Raw genomic sequence first — 16594 nt, forward strand, 5'->3', positions numbered from 1 at the left:
GCGCCTGATAGCTCGATCTTCTATGGATCAAGGGGTTCATCATTATCAATTCTCAGAGATTCAATAGTTGGGTAAAACTCCTGCTCGGTGGCCGATAAGCGTTTGCCCAATTTATAGGGTACATATCCCAGCTCCTTTTCACAACGCCCGGCCATATTTTCTATAAAATAGCTTTGTGATTTATCTGTTGAAGTAATACAAGGTTTGCTGAACGGCATCCCGTAACGGAATATAATACGAGCGCAATTACGCATATTGGTAGTGGTGTGCCGTGCATGTGGGTCAACAAATATGGCATTTTCCGGTACGTGCAATTTTTCTACCATATACTTCTTCATTTCATCCGACTCGCAGTATTTGGTTTTATACGGGTGAACCTTACCTCCGGAGGTCATGATGAATGGTGCTAAACCTTCAAAATATCTTAACGCCGCTACCCGGCACCGAAGCATTCCTTCTGCACTTAAAGCCACTCCCAGAACGTCGGGACCTGCCCCCGGTATCAGGATCATGGTATATTTATACTTGGCCCAATTGATGGTTTTAATCCGTACATAAGCGTTTTTATTGATCCCGGAGATCATCGGCTCATCGTTTGCAGCGTCGTCTCTTTCGTTTATCTCCAGGCAATGTAGAGCGTAATTCATGGATGGGACAAAAAACAACTTTTCATTTTTGCTTTCGTCCCATATAGTTGCCGAAGCATCATATACCAGGTTAAGATATCCACGGTTTTTTACATTAAAGCTGATAGAGTCAATCGCCGGGTAATTTGGCTTGCGGCCCTCTGCATAAACCTCAATAGTATAATTAACCGCTTTGGCATCCTGCTCCCATGCACTTACCAGCATTTGAACCGGCGATAGACTACCAAATTGCTGGTAAGTACCGGATGGTATTAAATGTTGTTTTACCAGGTTATCGAGTGCATTACCTGTTTTATATAAATTGATCAATCTTTCGCTGATGGCTTTGATCTCATCATCACTAAATTTCAGGGTCTGCGTAAAACACAGAGGATCTTTGCAGGTTGTGAGTGATGATTTAATGTTATCCAACCTGGTCTGAGTTAATTTTGTCAGCTCCGGGTCGTTAGCTAACAATTGTTTAGCTGCCGCGTTATTTTGAAATAAAGTGAGCAGATAATAGTTCTTAGTCTGTATAATATTATCACCTATCAGCTTATAGTTTTGATTTGCCGACTGACCATAAGAGTAAAAAGCAATGAAGCTTAATAATAGGAATAAATATTTCTTAAAATTCATGAGTGAGGTAGTCAATTGTTATTAAACGATAATTGATATTTAATGATTAAAACCAGAGCGCTTTTTAATCATCATCGTCTTTCTTTTTTTGTTCCAACAGTACAAAAGCGCTTCTTTTCGGTGCAGGCATAGCAGAATGTTCTCCTTTTACAGATTTCCAAACCACCTCATTCAAATCCAGGTCTGGTACAGCATCCTCCTTAGCAAAATTGAATAATTCTGAACGCTTGCTGCTTTCATTATCAGCTATATTACGCCTTTCCAGATCGACTTCGGCCGGCTTTAATTTATAGGGTGTTACATCAACCTTGCTGGTAAAACATTCATATAAAGGCATTGCCCCGGCATCATACTGACTCATCGGTGGTAAGCCAAGTATCAATTCCATAGTTCGCAGAAAACCGGAAGTTGAGTACATCGTATGTACAACTGCGTTACGTTTTACATAAGGTCCAATTACAAATGCCGGCGATCGGTGAGCATCAACGTGATCAGGGCCATTTTGAGCATCATCCTCCAGTATAAATACAACAGATTCCTTCCAGATCGGGCTTTGCGACAGATGTTCGATAAACCGGCCTATCGCCAGGTCGTTATCAGCAACCGCAGCAACCGGCGATATTTTACCTTTCTTCTGTCCGCTGGTATGGTCATTGGAAATACGAATAGTATTAAACTGGGGCACTGCATTGATAGTAAGCAGGGAATCAAAGTCATGTTGCCAGGCATCAACCCTAACCTGGTCTTTTATATCGAGATTAAAGCCAGGCGACTGCGGGCAGATGTGCCCCTGAAGCGTTTTAATATTAGCTTTTCCATCATCGCTGAACTCGCCGTAACTACGATAGGTTATACCAGCCCTCTTACAATAATCCCAAATAAAGCCATCGCGTGGATAAGTAACCGGCCTGCCACCTTCAAAACTGGTGCTGCCACCACGATTGCCATAGCTGGTTGGCCAGGTTTTTTCAATTACATCTGTAGCATACGCGGCCATGCTCCAGTTGTGCCCATCGGCACTTACTTCGGCATCAACATAAAAATTATCAAGCAATACAAACTCGCTGGCTAAAGCGTGGTGGTTGGGCGTTACGTGTTTGCCAAATAAGGTTAAAGATGTATCTCCATTGCCACCTTGCATATCTCCTAAAACCTGATCATAGGTACGGTTCTCTTTAATTATATAAAAGACATGTTTTATTGGCGATTTTTCACCTAATTTACGTGGAACAGGGTTACCGGTTTCGCCATCGGCGGTTGCGGTTCTTTTATCAGTAAACGGTGTATTTGCATAAACCTGGCGGGTGTATTGTTTCAATTGTTCGGGTTTAGGCGCATCAATAAATGATAATGAACCTTTGAATAAACCGGCGATATATTGTAACCGACTATTAGCGGTACTGCCGGTTTGATAGCCACTATTATCAGCCTTTGAAATGGGTTGAGGACCTTGCGGATTGGCCATTGAGCTTAATCCTTTACCATTAGTTACCAATATTTTACTACCTAACGTTTTTACGTTAGTAGGATACCAGCCCACTGGGATAAAACCCTGGCTCTTGCTGTATCCGGGTTTGGATAGGTCAAAAACAGCAAGACAATTGTTATCGGCATTAGCGATATATAATGTTTTCTCATTGGCACTAAGCGCCAATCCATTAGTTGTAGAACCCGTTAACCGGGTTGGGTACAATGTGGTAGCGACAGTTTCAATTACTTTATTACTAATGGTATTGATGATAGACACCGTATTGTCATTGGCGTTTGCAACAAAGAGGCAGGTCCCTTTTTTATTCAAAAGTAGTTCGTTAGGATGGTCGCCAGCGGTTATTTTGTTTTCAATAGTTTGCGAGGTTGTGTTTACTACAGCAACGGCCCTGCCGCCCCAAAGCGAAATGTATAATTTTGTTTCATCCGGAGATAATACACAGCTATAAGCTATAGCGGGTAGTTGTACCTTATTAATGATCTGTTTAGCTTGTGGATCAATAATATAAAGGGTACTATCCTCTTTAGTTACTGTATACAGCTTGGTATTGCTTTTGTTAACCACAATGCCTGTCGGGCATATTTTATTTTTGGGCCATGGTGTGCCTAATTTTATAGTATCTGCCGTGTTTAACTTATTATCATGCAAGTGAAAATCCAATATCCAGTTATCATTACCGCCAGATGCATACAGATGTTTTTCGTCGCGGCTAAATGCCAGTCCATACCACGATTTGCCCAGAACCTTTTCATCAAGCAATTTTTCGGTTTTGGGATCAATAAGTTGTAACGATTGTGTGCTTTGACCATTATTGGTTACAGCCAGCAGCTTACCGGATGCGCTCAATTGCATATTTAAGGGCAGATCGCCTAATGTTAATGATCGGCCGGCAGGGCTTAATTTCCACCCATTAGGGAGTAACACCTGTGAGGTTCCTTTTACTTTGCCAGGTATCTGCGCAATTACAGATACGCTAATGAGTATGCTTAATAGCGAAGCAAAGCTTATTTTTTTAATTATTGAATTAAACATGGTAGTTTAAGTAAGTATTAATGCAAATTAAATGATACCTGGGCCCTTACTGTATACCCATTTTGCGACAATGTCGAGAGATCCCTTACTGCTTCTGATGGTACTACATTGCTATGAGTAGCGTAAATAATGGGGCCACCACAAATAGAGAACCCAAATCTCGAACCCGACGGAATATAATTGACAGATGGTCCAATTAACAACTTGGCCCCACCTTCCGCTTCATCTGCTTCCCAAAAACCTTCCAGATCTTCACCCACAGCTTCTGCCCCAGCATAGAAATTACCAATAATACGGTGATGAAAACCAAGACTCGTTATCAGGTCGATTCCGTCCCTTGACTTATCAAAAGCCTTTTCAAATCGGAGGTTTCCTGCAAATCGCCAGGATGCAGCATCAAACGAGGCCGTGACGCGGCTAAAAATAGATTTAACATTTGTCCAATCACGGCTGCCACCTAAGCTAAGGCCAATACGGGGGCCAAATAGTTGTTTGCCGCCGATAAAGTCATGCATTAGTTCAGCTTGTTGTGCACTGGTTGTACCGCCATCCCGCGCAAAACCTAAAGCTGCATTGGCATATAATGTAAACTGGTTGCCCAGATAGCCCTTAACAGCCAGTTGCTGATCAACACCGTCGTAGCCAAATGGAGTTAAGGTGCGTTCACCATAACTGCCGGAATAATTTAGACTCCAGTATGGGGAACTGCCTGTCAGAGTGTTAACGGAGAATAAAAATGGTTGAGGGGCTGCCATTTTAAAATTCCCTGTTGGGTTTATTGGGCCGGCATTTTGTGCCATTGCAGCCACACCTGATAATACTAATGATAATACAAGGTAAAGCGTTTTTTTCATACGCTGCGAATTAACCCCCTTCATGTTACCCTATAATTAAGTAATCGTAAACATAATGTTGAATCCTCTTTTGCTATTATCTTGTTACAAAGTATTTCCTAATCAAGGCGGTTTTCTCTGGCTTTTCTGAAAGTAATTAGCACACCCAATATCATTCCAATGGCTATACCCACAGGTAAACTGTGCAAAATTAAACCGATCACAATACCAATAACTAAACCACCTGCAAAATATCCCGGTTTTATTTTATTCATTATTTCGTATTAAAATTAAGTATTCCAGTTGAATACTAAGAAGCTTTTTACTGCAGACAAGCAGCTGTCATTTATGGCTATTAATTTTATCTTTATCATTTAACATCAAGCCTATATATGAAAGATAATCACCTGGCCAGCCTGCGAATATATAACCAGAAAATTAATAACCCCGTATTCACTAAGCCCGAGGATGTGGTAAAATATATGGTGGCTATGCAGGCTCAGGATTACGCAAGTGCTAAATGGGCCATTGGGTTACGGATGCAGAACGCTAAAGAGCAAGATATTGAAAACGCTATAAACCAGGGAAAAATACTGCGCACTCATTTGCTGAGACCAACCTGGCATTTTGTGCTCCCACAGGATATCCGTTGGTTGTTAACGCTTACCGCACCTCGTATTCATGCCATCAATGCCTCCTTTTATAAAAAGTTTGGTTTTACAGATACCTCATTTAATAAGACAAACGAACTTTTGGCAAAGGCCTTGCAAGGAAATAAACAATTGAGCAGACCCCAGGTTTTGGAGCTGTTTAAACGGTCGGGCATCGCTACTGATGATATCAAATTTACTATCATACTGATGCGTGCCGAACTCGACCAGGTTATTTGTAGCGGAGCCCGTATCGGGAAGCAATTTTCATATGCCCTGCTGGATGACCTCGCCCCAGCCTCTCCGGCTTTGACTCATGAAGAAGCCTTAACCAAGCTTGCCGCAGCTTATTTTAATACTCGTGGCCCTGCTACTGTACATGATTTTGCCAACTGGTCGGGGTTGACCATTACCGACGCTGGTATTGGTCTTGAAAATGTAAAAGAACAATTGGTAAACGAGGTGATTGACGGCAAAACCTACTGGATACCAGATAGTCCCGATGCATTGTTGCCGAAAAAAAATACCACCTTTTTATTGCCAGCCTATGATGAATTTGCCACCTCGTACAAAGACCGAAGCGCCTTAATTGCTCCCGAATATGTAGAGCAGGCAGGGCATGTTGTTTTTGATCCCTCAATTATTGTCAACAACCAATTGGTTGGTACCTGGAAGCGTAGTCTCAAAAAGGATGAAGTTACAGTCGACCTTAACCTGTTTGGGCGGGTAAATAAAACGCAGACAAAAGCACTTGAAGCCGCCGAAGCCACGTACAGGAAATTTCTTTTCTGAGGCGAGATCAGTAACCTCCGGGTTACGTCAAAAACTTTTTAAACCTCAAATTTTAACACTTTTCGATTCAAAAACGGGCTAAAATGGATTAAAAAAGATCAAAAAATATCGATTTTAACACTTTTTAACAAATTTCAGGCTGATTTTGAAGTGTGTTTTAAATTTTAAAAAGTATCAAGCAATTGACTGTCAAATAACTATATGAAAATGAGCCGGTTTTTAAGCCTTTTTCTCTTAAAATAAACAGCCCGATTTTCCTTTTTATGAGAAAACCGGGCTCTTATTATATCCAAATATACGAAAATTAAGGCGCAAAACCAAGATGCAGAAACACTGTTATCCTGTTATATTTGATCTCTGTTTTAAAATTTCATTATCATGCCTGAATTACCCGATCTGCAAGCATTTAGTTATAATCTCGATAAAAAATTAGCCGGAAAAACGGTTAAACATGTGGCTGTTATCAATGCCAAAAAATTGAATGTAAGTCACCAGGAACTACAAGGTACACTCGAAGGGCAAAAGCTAGATAAGGTTTACCGTGAGGGCAAGGAGCTTTACCTTAAATTTTCAAAGGGCGATATCCTGGGCCTGCACTTGATGCTACACGGTAAACTGTTTCTGTTCGAAGAAAAAAACGGGAATAAATATCCGATTATCGAATTACATTTTACAGATGGATCGGGATTGGCATTGACCGATTTTCAGGGAATAGCCAACCCTACCTTAAATCCTGATAATAAGGAAGCGCCTGATGCCCTGGCAAAAGACGGCGGTGTTGACTATCTGACCGCCCGTCTTCAAAAAACAAAAACCAACATCAAAACCGTACTGCTCGATCAAAAGATCATTCGCGGTATTGGTAATGCCTACGCCGATGAGATCCTGTGGCATGCTGGCATATCACCCATGTCTATCAGTAATAAAATCCCGGAGCATAAGATAAAGGAGCTGGTTAGATCTATCCATACCGTACTTACAGATGCCGAAAAGGCTATCCTGAAGGCTAATCCGGATATTATCAATGGCGAGGTACGGGACTTTATGCATATCCACAATTCAAAAAAGACCCACAGCCCCAAAGGCGAGAAGATTATTGTGAAGGAAGGTACCAGGAAAACGTATTATACCGAGGAGCAGGAGTTATATAGTTAGGGCTCTGCTTTTTTGTCATCCTGAGCGTAGCGAAGGATCTATTGTCGAATATGCATGATCAGTTAACAGATTCTTCGCTACGCTCAGAATGACAAACTATTGAAATAATATCATTTCAACTTCTTCACCAGCACATTAAAATCGGCGCCAACAATGGGTATTTTTTTCCATTCTTCGGTTGGGCCATTTTTGCGATAAGTGCCGCCGTTGAGTACGCCACATGAAAAACCAAGTTCTTTACGGGGCTGTGTTTTTAAGAATTCAACGGCAACCAATATATCCCCTTTTACTTCTACCTTGTACGGTGCCAGATCAACGGTGATCAGTTGGTTATCCCTTAAGGGTTCATTGGGAGCTTTTTCTCTTACAATTACTCCCTTTATTTCTTCTTTAATCAAATTATCGCTCTCGGGCAATTTATCGCCCATGGCATATACGTTCACTTTAAATGGAATAGTATCCTTACCCAAATTGTCTACGTGAAAACTCAGTTTTAGTAACTCAACCGGCTTATGTCCGGCATTCATCCTAATCCCCACCTGCGCCCCCTGCACAACATTGAAGGAGTTATTGGTTGTTCCTGATCGTAATTTATTACCGATGGTTTTTGTTTTATCCTGCGCCAGACTATTGAAAGCGGCAAAACAAATAAAACAGATAAACAGTAATTTAAATACTTTGGATAGCGGCAGGCAATGATTGATCATAAGACGGTTATAAAATGATATTTAATAAAGGCAAGACGAAACCGAAGGTAAATTGGTTGCACGGTTAATATCTTTTATTTCCTGATCATTTTATAATGCCATATACCGGCCTCCTCAAACTCCGGACCTGTTTTTTCAAAATTAAACCGCTCATATAGGGATACGGCCTGTGTTTGCGCATGCATATAAACATACGTAGCATCGGCAGGCAAATCGTCCAGAACGGTTTGTACCAGGGCCTGCCCTATGCCATGACCGCGGAATTTTTTCAATACAGCAAAGCGTTCCAGTTTATAGCCTTTATCTGTTTTGCGCCAGCGGCAGGCGCCTGCAGGTTCGCCATCAATTGTTGCCAGGAAATGGGTCGATTCATCTTCAAACTCCCATTCCAGCTCGGGAGGGCAGTTTTGTTCAACTACAAAAACTTCGCGCCTTACGGCAAAAACTTTATCAAGATCGGCTTGCTCAATTACTTTTCTTACTTTTAAGTTTGTGGGCATTATAATGTGGTTTGGTTTTAAGTACAGTTAGTTTGGCGTTGTGATTCTCTTCGGCAGCATCAATAGAGTGGGTACAGGTAAGGTCATCTTCCTTTTCGGCCAATATAGATAACTGCACATAAAATTTATGCAACTGGTCAAGCTCTTTTTCGTTCAGATCCTCAATATCCACCATCCGGTTACTGGCGCCCTGGTGCGAGGCCAGCAATTCGTTCAGTTTTAAGTGTATGGCTTTTGAATCTTTATTCTGAGATTTCTGGATCAGGAAAACCATCAAAAAGGTAACAATAGTGGTTCCCGTATTGATGATAAGCTGCCAGGTATCAGAATAATGAAATATAGGGCCGGTGATACCCCATACAACAATAACAGCAATGGCTGTTAAAAAAGCCCCCGAGCTGCCCGTGGCAATGGTAGCCCAGTTGGCAAAACGTTCAAATAAATTCTTCTTTTTCTTAGCGATCTCTGCCATATACGTAATTTATCAGGTTTTGGGAAACGCTTATAACCAACAAAGCGCCATTACAACAAATGTAACAGCGCTTTGTTAGTTTTTGATGAATATTATGGATTAAGAGCAAGGATAATAAGAGTCAGGAATCAATATGAACTTAAAACGACTTTATTTATCGACTTTTTTTCTTGGCTCTTGACTCTTAATATCTTGCCTCTCTTATAATATTATAATTTGCTATTTACATCAACACAGTTAAGGTCTTCAAAAGCAGCAGCTAAACGTTTAACAAAACTTTCTTCGCCTTTGCGTAACCATACGCGTGGGTCGTAATATTTTTTGTTTGGAGAATCTTCGCCTTCGGGGTTACCGATCTGGCTTTGCAGATATCCTTCTTTTGATTTGTAGTAATCTTTAATACCTTCCCAGTACGCCCATTGCATATCGGTATCAATATTCATTTTGATGGCGCCGTAAGAGATAGCTTCGCGGATCTCTTCCTGGCTTGAACCAGAACCACCGTGGAACACAAAATTGATAGGTTTGGCATCGGTTAAACCAAATTTTTGTTTAACATACTCCTGAGAGTTATGCAGGATAACCGGCTGTAATTTCACGTTGCCTGGTTTGTAAACCCCATGTACGTTACCAAAGGCAGCAGCTACGGTAAAGCGCGGGCTTACTTTTGATAAATGCTCATATGAGTAAGAAACCTCTTCTGGCTGGGTATATAAACGTGAGCTGTCAACATCAGAGTTGTCAACGCCGTCTTCCTCGCCACCGGTAACGCCCAATTCAATTTCCAGGGTCATACCTAATTTAGCCATACGGGCCAGGTATTTTGCCGAGATCTCGATGTTTTCTTCGATAGGCTCTTCCGAAAGATCAAGCATGTGTGATGAGAAAAGCGGTTTACCAGTTTCGGCAAAGAATTTTTCACCATGATCCAACAAACCATCAATCCATGGTAAAAACTTCATGGCAGCATGATCGGTATGAAGTATAACCGCTACACCGTAATGCTCAGCCAGTAAGTGAACGTGTTTAGCAGCCGATACAGCACCTAAAATGCAGGCCTGAAGCTTTGAATTATCTAATGATTTACCGGCGTAAAATTGTGCGCCGCCATTTGATAGTTGGATAATTACCGGAGAGTTTACCTGTTTGGCAGTTTCCATAACCGCGTTAATGGTGTTGGTACCAATAACGTTTACCGCAGGCAAAGCAAACTGATGCTTTTTAGCAACCTCAAATAGTTCCTGCACCTGATCGCCGTGCAGAACACCTTTATAATTTTTTAAATCCATGAGCTTTTATTTGGGCCTCGAAGTTATAAAATTTCTTGGTTTTAGTATAAGTATCTGATTATTTGTTGCGATTTAACCGTTTAGCTGCTCGCTTACTGTATTTTATACACTTTGTTTGAAAAAAAATAGTTTAACAAATAAAAGTGAACATGGATTACTTACTACTTGTTATAATATTTTTCGTTTCTTTGTAGTCAATTGAAAGAGCTCGACATAGATATGGCATGGTTTAAACGAGAGTTGAAAGGGATAATTACGACTACTGAGGAAAAGAAAGAAGCCCCCGATGGGATCTGGAATAAATGCCCTAATTGTAAGAAACCCCTGCATTATTCTGAGCAGGTTGAAAATCAATATGTTTGTCACTATTGTGGCTACCACCTGCGTATAGGTTCAAAAGAATATTTTGCAGTATTATTTGATAATAACGAATTCACGGAGCTGTTTCCTGATCTGACTTCAGGCGATCCGCTGCATTTTGAAGATACCAAGAAATATACCGACAGACTGGCTGAAACCCAAAAGAAAACAGGATTAAAAGACGCAATACGCGCAGGAGCCGGTAAAATTGATGGGCAGGACCTGGTTATCGCCTGTATGGATTTTAACTTCATTGGTGGTTCTATGGGGTCGGTAGTAGGCGAAAAAATAGCCCGTTCTATTGATTATTGCATCGCTAATAAAGTTCCGTTCCTGATGATATCCAAATCGGGCGGCGCAAGGATGATGGAAGCAGCCTTCTCATTAATGCAGATGGCTAAAACATCGGCAAAACTGGCTTTACTATCACAGGCTAAAATTCCTTACATTTCATTATTGACCGATCCTACAACAGGTGGTGTTACCGCATCATACGCTATGCTTGGCGACATCAATATTGCTGAGCCAGGTGCACTGATAGGTTTTGCGGGCCCAAGGGTTATTAAAGAAACCATCAAAAAGGACTTGCCGAAAGGTTTCCAAACCGCGGAATTTGTTCAGGAACATGGTTTCCTTGACTTTATAGTTGATCGCAGGGAAATGAAAGAAAAACTGGCATCGTTCATTAAAATGATGGCGAATTAATACAATACTTAAGATTTGTCATTCTGAGCGTAGCGAAGAAGCTGTTATCCAATAGACATATCTGCGAATAGATCCTTCGCTACACTCAGGATGACAAAGTGGATTAAAATATATACAAACAAGAAAGGCTGTTCATTTTGAACAGCCTTTCTTGTTTGTATATCAAACCGGTAGCTTATTTAGTTGTTGCACCGGCATTAGCTCCCCCACCTTCTACATGCTGATCGGGAAGCATGGGCAAGCTGCCATCTCTGCGCAGCACCTTGAAATCACCTCTGTGAGGTCCATATTTTTCAATGTATCTTTCATTTTGTACTGGGCTTGCGTACATGTTCTGATAATTGGTTCCTGTTCCTTTGTTATTATCCCGACCGGAATCGGGTTTTAAATAGTTGTTCATGGTCTTATCCTCCTATCCAATAAATAATCAAAGTGGTAATTAAATACCTTCCGTGCCTGGCTCGTGACCTATCATACGACCGGTTGTACGGCCATTCGGACGGCTTACAAAATCTGTTTTGGCAGGACCTTCGGATGGGAACTCTTTTTTATTTGGCGGTGTTACGTCGTTTTTCTCACTGTATGAGGTATCAGCACCGCGTTGTGGCTGATCAACTTCCTGCTGACTATGATATCCGGAACCTTCTTTTTTTGTTTGGCCTTCGTCCGGTATTTCGTCATCATCTTCTTCTGGCACTTCGTCAGGACGCTCGTATTCGTCGTCCTCATCATTCAGGTCTTGTTGATTAAACGTGGGTTTCAGATCATTAGTATAAGCATCCTCATCCTCTTTCAACTCGTCATCATCTAATTCATTGTTGTTAAAGGCATCTTCGTTTTGACGAAATGAAGCATTGTTGGTATGGTCTAAATCGTTACGATTATTATCCTGGGAATCCCAGGCTTCTTCTTTATTGCTCATCATAGGTTTTCCAATTTGATAGTTAATTAATAAACCAAATGGATTGCTGAATTGTTTTTATTTTGTCGAAATAAGAAAATTACTTTCTTAATAAATATAGATGAGAGATATAAACGAGCGTAAGTATTTATAACAAAAAAGCCCGTCATTAACAAAATGACGGGCCTTGAAAACGAATTATCTTTTGAAATTAAACGTTCACCGGGCAAAGTTCACGAACTTTGGCCACAACGTAATCAACTTCTTCTTTGGTGCTATATTTGGAGAAGGAGAACCTTACAGATGGTCTTGATGAGCTTGCGTTAATAGCCGTAAGTACATGCGAGCCAATATCAGTACCCGAGCTGCAGGCACTGCCACCTGAGGCCGAAATACCGGCAATATCCAGGTTAAACAATAGCATATCCCCCATTTCCATTTCGGGGAAAGCCACGTTAAGCACAGTATACAAACTTTTCTCCGGATCGGTTTCGCCGTTAAAGCTGATGCCGGGGATCTGGTCGGTCAGTTTACCCATCATATAGGTTTTCAGATCCTGTATATGATTACGGTGTTGCTCCATTTCGGCATAAGCCAGCTCAAGTGCTTTGGCCAGACCTACTATACCGTAAATATTTTCGGTACCGCCACGCATGTTACGTTCCTGGGCGCCGCCGTAAATAAAGGGTTTTATTTTAATACGGTGATTCACGTGTAAAAAGCCAACGCCTTTTGGCCCATGCAGTTTATGGCCAGCACAAACTAAAAAGTGTGCCTTCAGCTTGCTCAGGTCGTGCTCATAGTGGCCCATGGTTTGTACGGTATCACAATGATAAATGGCGTTGTATGCTTCGCACAGATCGCCGATTCGGATCATATCAGACAGGGTACCAATTTCGTTATTGGCATGCATGATAGATACAAAACTGCGTTCATTGTTTTTCAGTAACGTTTCCAGGTGATTATAATCAATATTGCCCTTGTTGTCTACATCAACAAAGCTTAGTTTGATGATGCCCGACTTTTCCATTGCTTCCAGAGTATGCAATACCGCATGGTGCTCAATATGACTGGTGATGGCATGAGTAATATTATGATCAACAATACCACAGCGGATGGCGGTGTTATCGGCCTCGGTACCGCTTGATGTAAAAAATATCTCGGCAGGTGAAGTATGAAGCAACCCGGCGATGGTTTTGCGGGCCCGCTCAATCAACGTGCGTGCTTCGCGACCGTGCGCATGGATAGATGAAGGGTTACCATAGTGGTTCTCCATCACTTTGTACATTTCTTTTAAAACCTCCGGATCAAGCGGTGTGGTGGCCGCGTTATCAAAGTAAACACGCATCTCTCTTTTGTAATTATTGAATTATTGAGTTAGTGAATTAGTGATTGAAATGGAAATATGAAGCATTTGAAGCTACTACTCACCATTCTCAACTCACCACTCACTACTTAATTTAATATCTCTTTTATATCGGCAATTATTTTATTTGCCAGGCCGTTTGCTACCGTTTCTGAATTACCTTCAGAGTATATTCTGATGATAGGCTCGGTATTTGACCTTCGCAAATGTACCCATTCTTTGTCAAATTCTATCTTCAGGCCGTCAATGGTGCTATGCGGTTGTTTGCTATATTTTTGCTCCACCTTGCTTAAAAGGGCGTCTATGTCCATTTCGGGTGTCAGGGTTATTTTGTTTTTAGAAATAAAATAACCTGGATATGACATACGCAACTGAGAAATTGATTTGCCATACTTAGCCAAATGGGTTAAAAACAGGGCGATACCCACTAAAGCGTCGCGGCCATAATGTAATTCAGGATAAATTACGCCACCATTACCTTCACCGCCAATAACGGCATTTACCTCTTTCATTTTGTTAACCACGTTTACCTCGCCTACTGCGGCAGCATGATATTCGCCGCCCTCTTTTTCGGTAACATCACGCAGGGCACGGGTTGATGACAGGTTGGATACTGTATTGCCCTTATTGTTTTGCAGCACGTAATCGGCAACGGCAACCAGGGTATACTCTTCGCCAAACATATTGCCATCTTCGCAAACAAAGCAAAGACGGTCAACATCCGGGTCAACAGCAATGCCCAAATGCGCCCTTTTGGCGGTTACTTCTTTTGATAAAGCCACCAGGTTTTCTGGCAGCGGTTCCGGGTTATGCGGAAAATTGCCATCTGGTTCGCAATAGAGTTCGTGCACGGTATCTACACCAAGGGCTTTCAGCAGTGCAGGTACATAAATACCACCTGTAGAGTTCACACAGTCGATCACTACACTAAAATTAGCTTTTTTGATTGCTGCAACATCAACCAGCGGTAAGGCCAGTATCAGATCGATATGTTTTTGCATCCAGCTATCGTCATGGGTTACCTTGCCCAGGTCGTTCACATCGGCATAATCAAAATCGCTGTTTTCGGCCATTTCCAGTACTTCTTTACCATCGGCATCGCTAATAAACTCGCCTTTTGCGTTCAATAGTTTAAGGGCGTTCCATTGTTTAGGGTTGTGGCTCGCAGTAAGAATAATGCCCCCTGCAGCTTTTTCGCCCGTAACTGCAACTTCAACCGTAGGTGTTGTGGACAAGCCCAGGTCGATCACATCGATACCCAGCCCTTGCAGCGTACCGATAACCAGGTTGTTAACCATAGCGCCCGATAAACGTGCATCACGCCCAACAACAATTTTTTTGATACCTGATTTTTTTACGGCCCATGCACCATAGGCCGATGTGAATTTAACAATATCTAATGGTGTTAAACCATCGCCAACAGCACCGCCTATGGTGCCGCGGATCCCTGAAATAGATTTTATGAGTGTCAAAATTATTTGGTTTTGAATGGCAAAAGTAAAAATATTTAAATGATAAGCGGTGTATAAACAAGCGCAATTTACAGGCTGAACTTAATTTATAAGCCACTTTTTTCACGCAAACGTTTGTGATAAACCAGCTTTAAAAATGCATTTGCAAATGCAACAAAGCTACATTATGTAGTTCGATTGTAAATTATCCGTTTATTTATCAGCATTAACCATACGGCATCCATGTTGTTTTAAAGTTATTGATAACTTTGTTGCCTGATTGCGGCTTCATATCCGTGCGGCTTTTATCCATTATATTAAAACGGCAATGCCTGAACATCTATTACAACTCGACCGGCATTTATTCTACTTTATTAATCACGATCTGGCAAACCCCTTTTTTGACTGGATCATGCCTTTGCTGCGTAATCCTAAATTTTGGATTCCGTTATATCTGTTCATCATAGTTTTTTGTATTTATCGTTATAAAAAAACGGGGGTTATCATTATCGTTTTGCTGGCCATAACCGCCGGCTTTGCCGATTTTAGCAGCGCCAGTATCATCAAGTATAATGTAAAACGGCTTCGCCCCTGCCGTGATCCTATCGTTTCGCAAACCGACATCAGTCGGGTACCCTGCGGAACGGGTTATAGCTTCCCGTCTACCCATGCTACCGATCACTTTGCCATGGCCATATTCCTGAGCCTGGTATTTTTCAGAAAATGGCGCTGGATATGGCTCTGGGCCATACTTTGGGCTGGGCTGATCAGTTTTGCCCAGGTGTATGTAGGTGTGCACTTCCCCGTTGATGTTATCTGTGGCGCTATTTACGGCTCGCTGGTGGGTGGCCTGTTTGCTTTACTGTTTAAAAAACTACAACCTGCTTTTTAATGGCTGTCTGGAAAATTTGTTTGCTATTCTTTTGTGCCTTTTTTGGTGGTACCTCTGTGTTTTTCTTTAAGGGCGATAATCATAAAACCCTTAAACTGGTACTATCATTCAGCGGCGCTTACCTGTTTGGTATTACTGTGCTGCATTTAATACCCGATGCTTATCATGGTAATGATAATTGGGTGGGTGTTTTTATACTTGCCGGCTTTCTGTTCCAGATCATCCTGGAACAGTTTTCTGATGGCATTGAACATGGCCATATGCATAAACCGAAGCATGATCATATGGTATTTCCGGTGGGAATTATGATCAGTCTTTGCCTGCATGCCTTTTTAGAAGGCATGCCACTGGCCCAGGGCAACCAGGATCAGTTGGTTTACGGTATCGCGCTGCACCACATACCGGCTGCTTTTGCGCTGGCTACGGTTTTAATAACCAATAAGCAGAGTAAACAGAGTACTATATTATTTGTGGCGCTATTCGCGGTGATGGCACCTGCGGGATATCTTTTCAGTACTGCCCTCAGTAATGGCAATATTGGCAATTTACAACATTACTTTAACCGTATTATGGGTGTGGTTATTGGTATATTTTTACATATTTCTACCACTATCCTCTTTGAATCAAGCGCCGACCATCGCTTTAATCTTCGTAAAATGATCGCCGTGTTACTGGGTGTTGCTATTGCATTGGTGGCGTTTTTGGGAGAGATGTAGAGCCCAGTGCCGATGTGCA

Annotated in this window: 17 protein-coding genes; 5 read left to right on the forward strand and 12 right to left on the reverse strand. The window is 41.7% G+C overall.

Annotated elements, in window-relative coordinates; translation table 11 throughout:
* Positions 1-20: 20 nt before the first annotated feature.
* The 4 genes from ACTJKG_RS12800 to ACTJKG_RS12815 form a co-directional block, all read right to left on the reverse strand.
* Positions 21-1265 (reverse strand): ElyC/SanA/YdcF family protein, encoded by a 1245-nt coding sequence (locus tag ACTJKG_RS12800; protein WP_440739438.1) that lies wholly within the window; start codon positions 1263-1265, stop codon positions 21-23.
* Positions 1266-1329: 64 nt separating this feature from the next.
* The gene (locus ACTJKG_RS12805) at positions 1330-3786 is read right to left on the reverse strand and encodes an alkaline phosphatase family protein (protein WP_440739439.1); all 2457 of its coding nucleotides are present in this window, start codon (positions 3784-3786) and stop codon (positions 1330-1332) included.
* Between the two features lie 17 nt (positions 3787-3803).
* On the reverse strand, positions 3804-4640 hold the full coding sequence (locus ACTJKG_RS12810; protein WP_440739440.1) for a hypothetical protein: 837 nt from the start codon (positions 4638-4640) through the stop codon (positions 3804-3806).
* Between the two features lie 98 nt (positions 4641-4738).
* On the reverse strand, positions 4739-4894 hold the full coding sequence (locus tag ACTJKG_RS12815; RefSeq protein ID WP_172333468.1) for a hypothetical protein: 156 nt from the start codon (positions 4892-4894) through the stop codon (positions 4739-4741).
* Positions 4895-5011: 117 nt separating this feature from the next.
* Between ACTJKG_RS12815 and ACTJKG_RS12820 the strand changes: the two genes are divergently transcribed.
* Positions 5012-6061, forward strand: coding sequence for a winged helix DNA-binding domain-containing protein (locus tag ACTJKG_RS12820; RefSeq protein ID WP_440739441.1), 1050 nt, complete (start codon positions 5012-5014; stop codon positions 6059-6061).
* Between the two features lie 378 nt (positions 6062-6439).
* Positions 6440-7216 carry a DNA-formamidopyrimidine glycosylase family protein gene (locus ACTJKG_RS12825; protein ID WP_440739442.1) on the forward strand — a complete coding sequence of 259 codons (777 nt, stop codon included), beginning with the start codon at positions 6440-6442 and terminating at the stop codon, positions 7214-7216.
* Between the two features lie 110 nt (positions 7217-7326).
* Here ACTJKG_RS12825 and ACTJKG_RS12830 read toward each other — a convergent pair whose 3' ends face one another.
* The 4 genes from ACTJKG_RS12830 to fbaA all read right to left on the reverse strand — a co-directional run bounded on the left by ACTJKG_RS12830 (position 7327) and on the right by fbaA (position 10184).
* On the reverse strand, positions 7327-7923 hold the full coding sequence (locus ACTJKG_RS12830) for a hypothetical protein (protein ID WP_172333471.1): 597 nt from the start codon (positions 7921-7923) through the stop codon (positions 7327-7329).
* A 74-nt stretch (positions 7924-7997) separates the two neighbouring features.
* A complete protein-coding gene (locus ACTJKG_RS12835) occupies positions 7998-8423 on the reverse strand; it encodes a GNAT family N-acetyltransferase (RefSeq protein ID WP_440739443.1) in 426 nt (141 codons plus the stop codon).
* Complete coding sequence (locus ACTJKG_RS12840; protein ID WP_172333473.1) at positions 8389-8895, reverse strand: low affinity iron permease family protein; 507 nt, start codon at positions 8893-8895, stop codon at positions 8389-8391. Before ACTJKG_RS12840 ends, ACTJKG_RS12835 begins: the two co-directional genes overlap by 35 nt.
* 209 nt (positions 8896-9104) lie before the next feature.
* Positions 9105-10184 (reverse strand): class II fructose-bisphosphate aldolase, encoded by a 1080-nt coding sequence (fbaA, locus tag ACTJKG_RS12845; RefSeq protein WP_172333474.1) that lies wholly within the window; start codon positions 10182-10184, stop codon positions 9105-9107.
* Positions 10185-10403: 219 nt separating this feature from the next.
* Between fbaA and accD the strand changes: the two genes are divergently transcribed.
* Complete coding sequence (accD, locus tag ACTJKG_RS12850) at positions 10404-11249, forward strand: acetyl-CoA carboxylase, carboxyltransferase subunit beta (protein ID WP_172333475.1); 846 nt, start codon at positions 10404-10406, stop codon at positions 11247-11249.
* Positions 11250-11424: 175 nt separating this feature from the next.
* On the opposite strand, the gene ACTJKG_RS12855 is transcribed toward accD, so the two are convergent.
* From ACTJKG_RS12855 to glmM, 4 genes are all read right to left on the reverse strand, one after another.
* On the reverse strand, positions 11425-11649 hold the full coding sequence (locus ACTJKG_RS12855; RefSeq protein WP_440739444.1) for a hypothetical protein: 225 nt from the start codon (positions 11647-11649) through the stop codon (positions 11425-11427).
* Positions 11650-11688: 39 nt separating this feature from the next.
* The gene (locus tag ACTJKG_RS12860; protein WP_440739445.1) at positions 11689-12174 is read right to left on the reverse strand and encodes a hypothetical protein; all 486 of its coding nucleotides are present in this window, start codon (positions 12172-12174) and stop codon (positions 11689-11691) included.
* Positions 12175-12361: 187 nt separating this feature from the next.
* Positions 12362-13498, reverse strand: coding sequence for a cysteine desulfurase family protein (locus ACTJKG_RS12865; RefSeq protein WP_440739446.1), 1137 nt, complete (start codon positions 13496-13498; stop codon positions 12362-12364).
* A 107-nt stretch (positions 13499-13605) separates the two neighbouring features.
* Positions 13606-14988, reverse strand: coding sequence for a phosphoglucosamine mutase (gene glmM, locus ACTJKG_RS12870; protein WP_440739447.1), 1383 nt, complete (start codon positions 14986-14988; stop codon positions 13606-13608).
* A 307-nt stretch (positions 14989-15295) separates the two neighbouring features.
* On the opposite strand from glmM, the gene ACTJKG_RS12875 reads away from it, so the two are divergent.
* Complete coding sequence (locus ACTJKG_RS12875; protein ID WP_172333480.1) at positions 15296-15859, forward strand: phosphatase PAP2 family protein; 564 nt, start codon at positions 15296-15298, stop codon at positions 15857-15859.
* Entirely contained in the window at positions 15859-16575 is a 717-nt protein-coding gene (locus ACTJKG_RS12880; RefSeq protein ID WP_172333481.1) for a ZIP family metal transporter, read from the forward strand. Before ACTJKG_RS12875 ends, ACTJKG_RS12880 begins: the two co-directional genes overlap by 1 nt.
* The last annotated feature ends 19 nt before the right edge of the window (positions 16576-16594 follow it).

The sequence above is a fragment of the Mucilaginibacter sp. 22184 genome (genome assembly GCF_052045695.1).
Lineage (GTDB): Bacteria > Bacteroidota > Bacteroidia > Sphingobacteriales > Sphingobacteriaceae > Mucilaginibacter.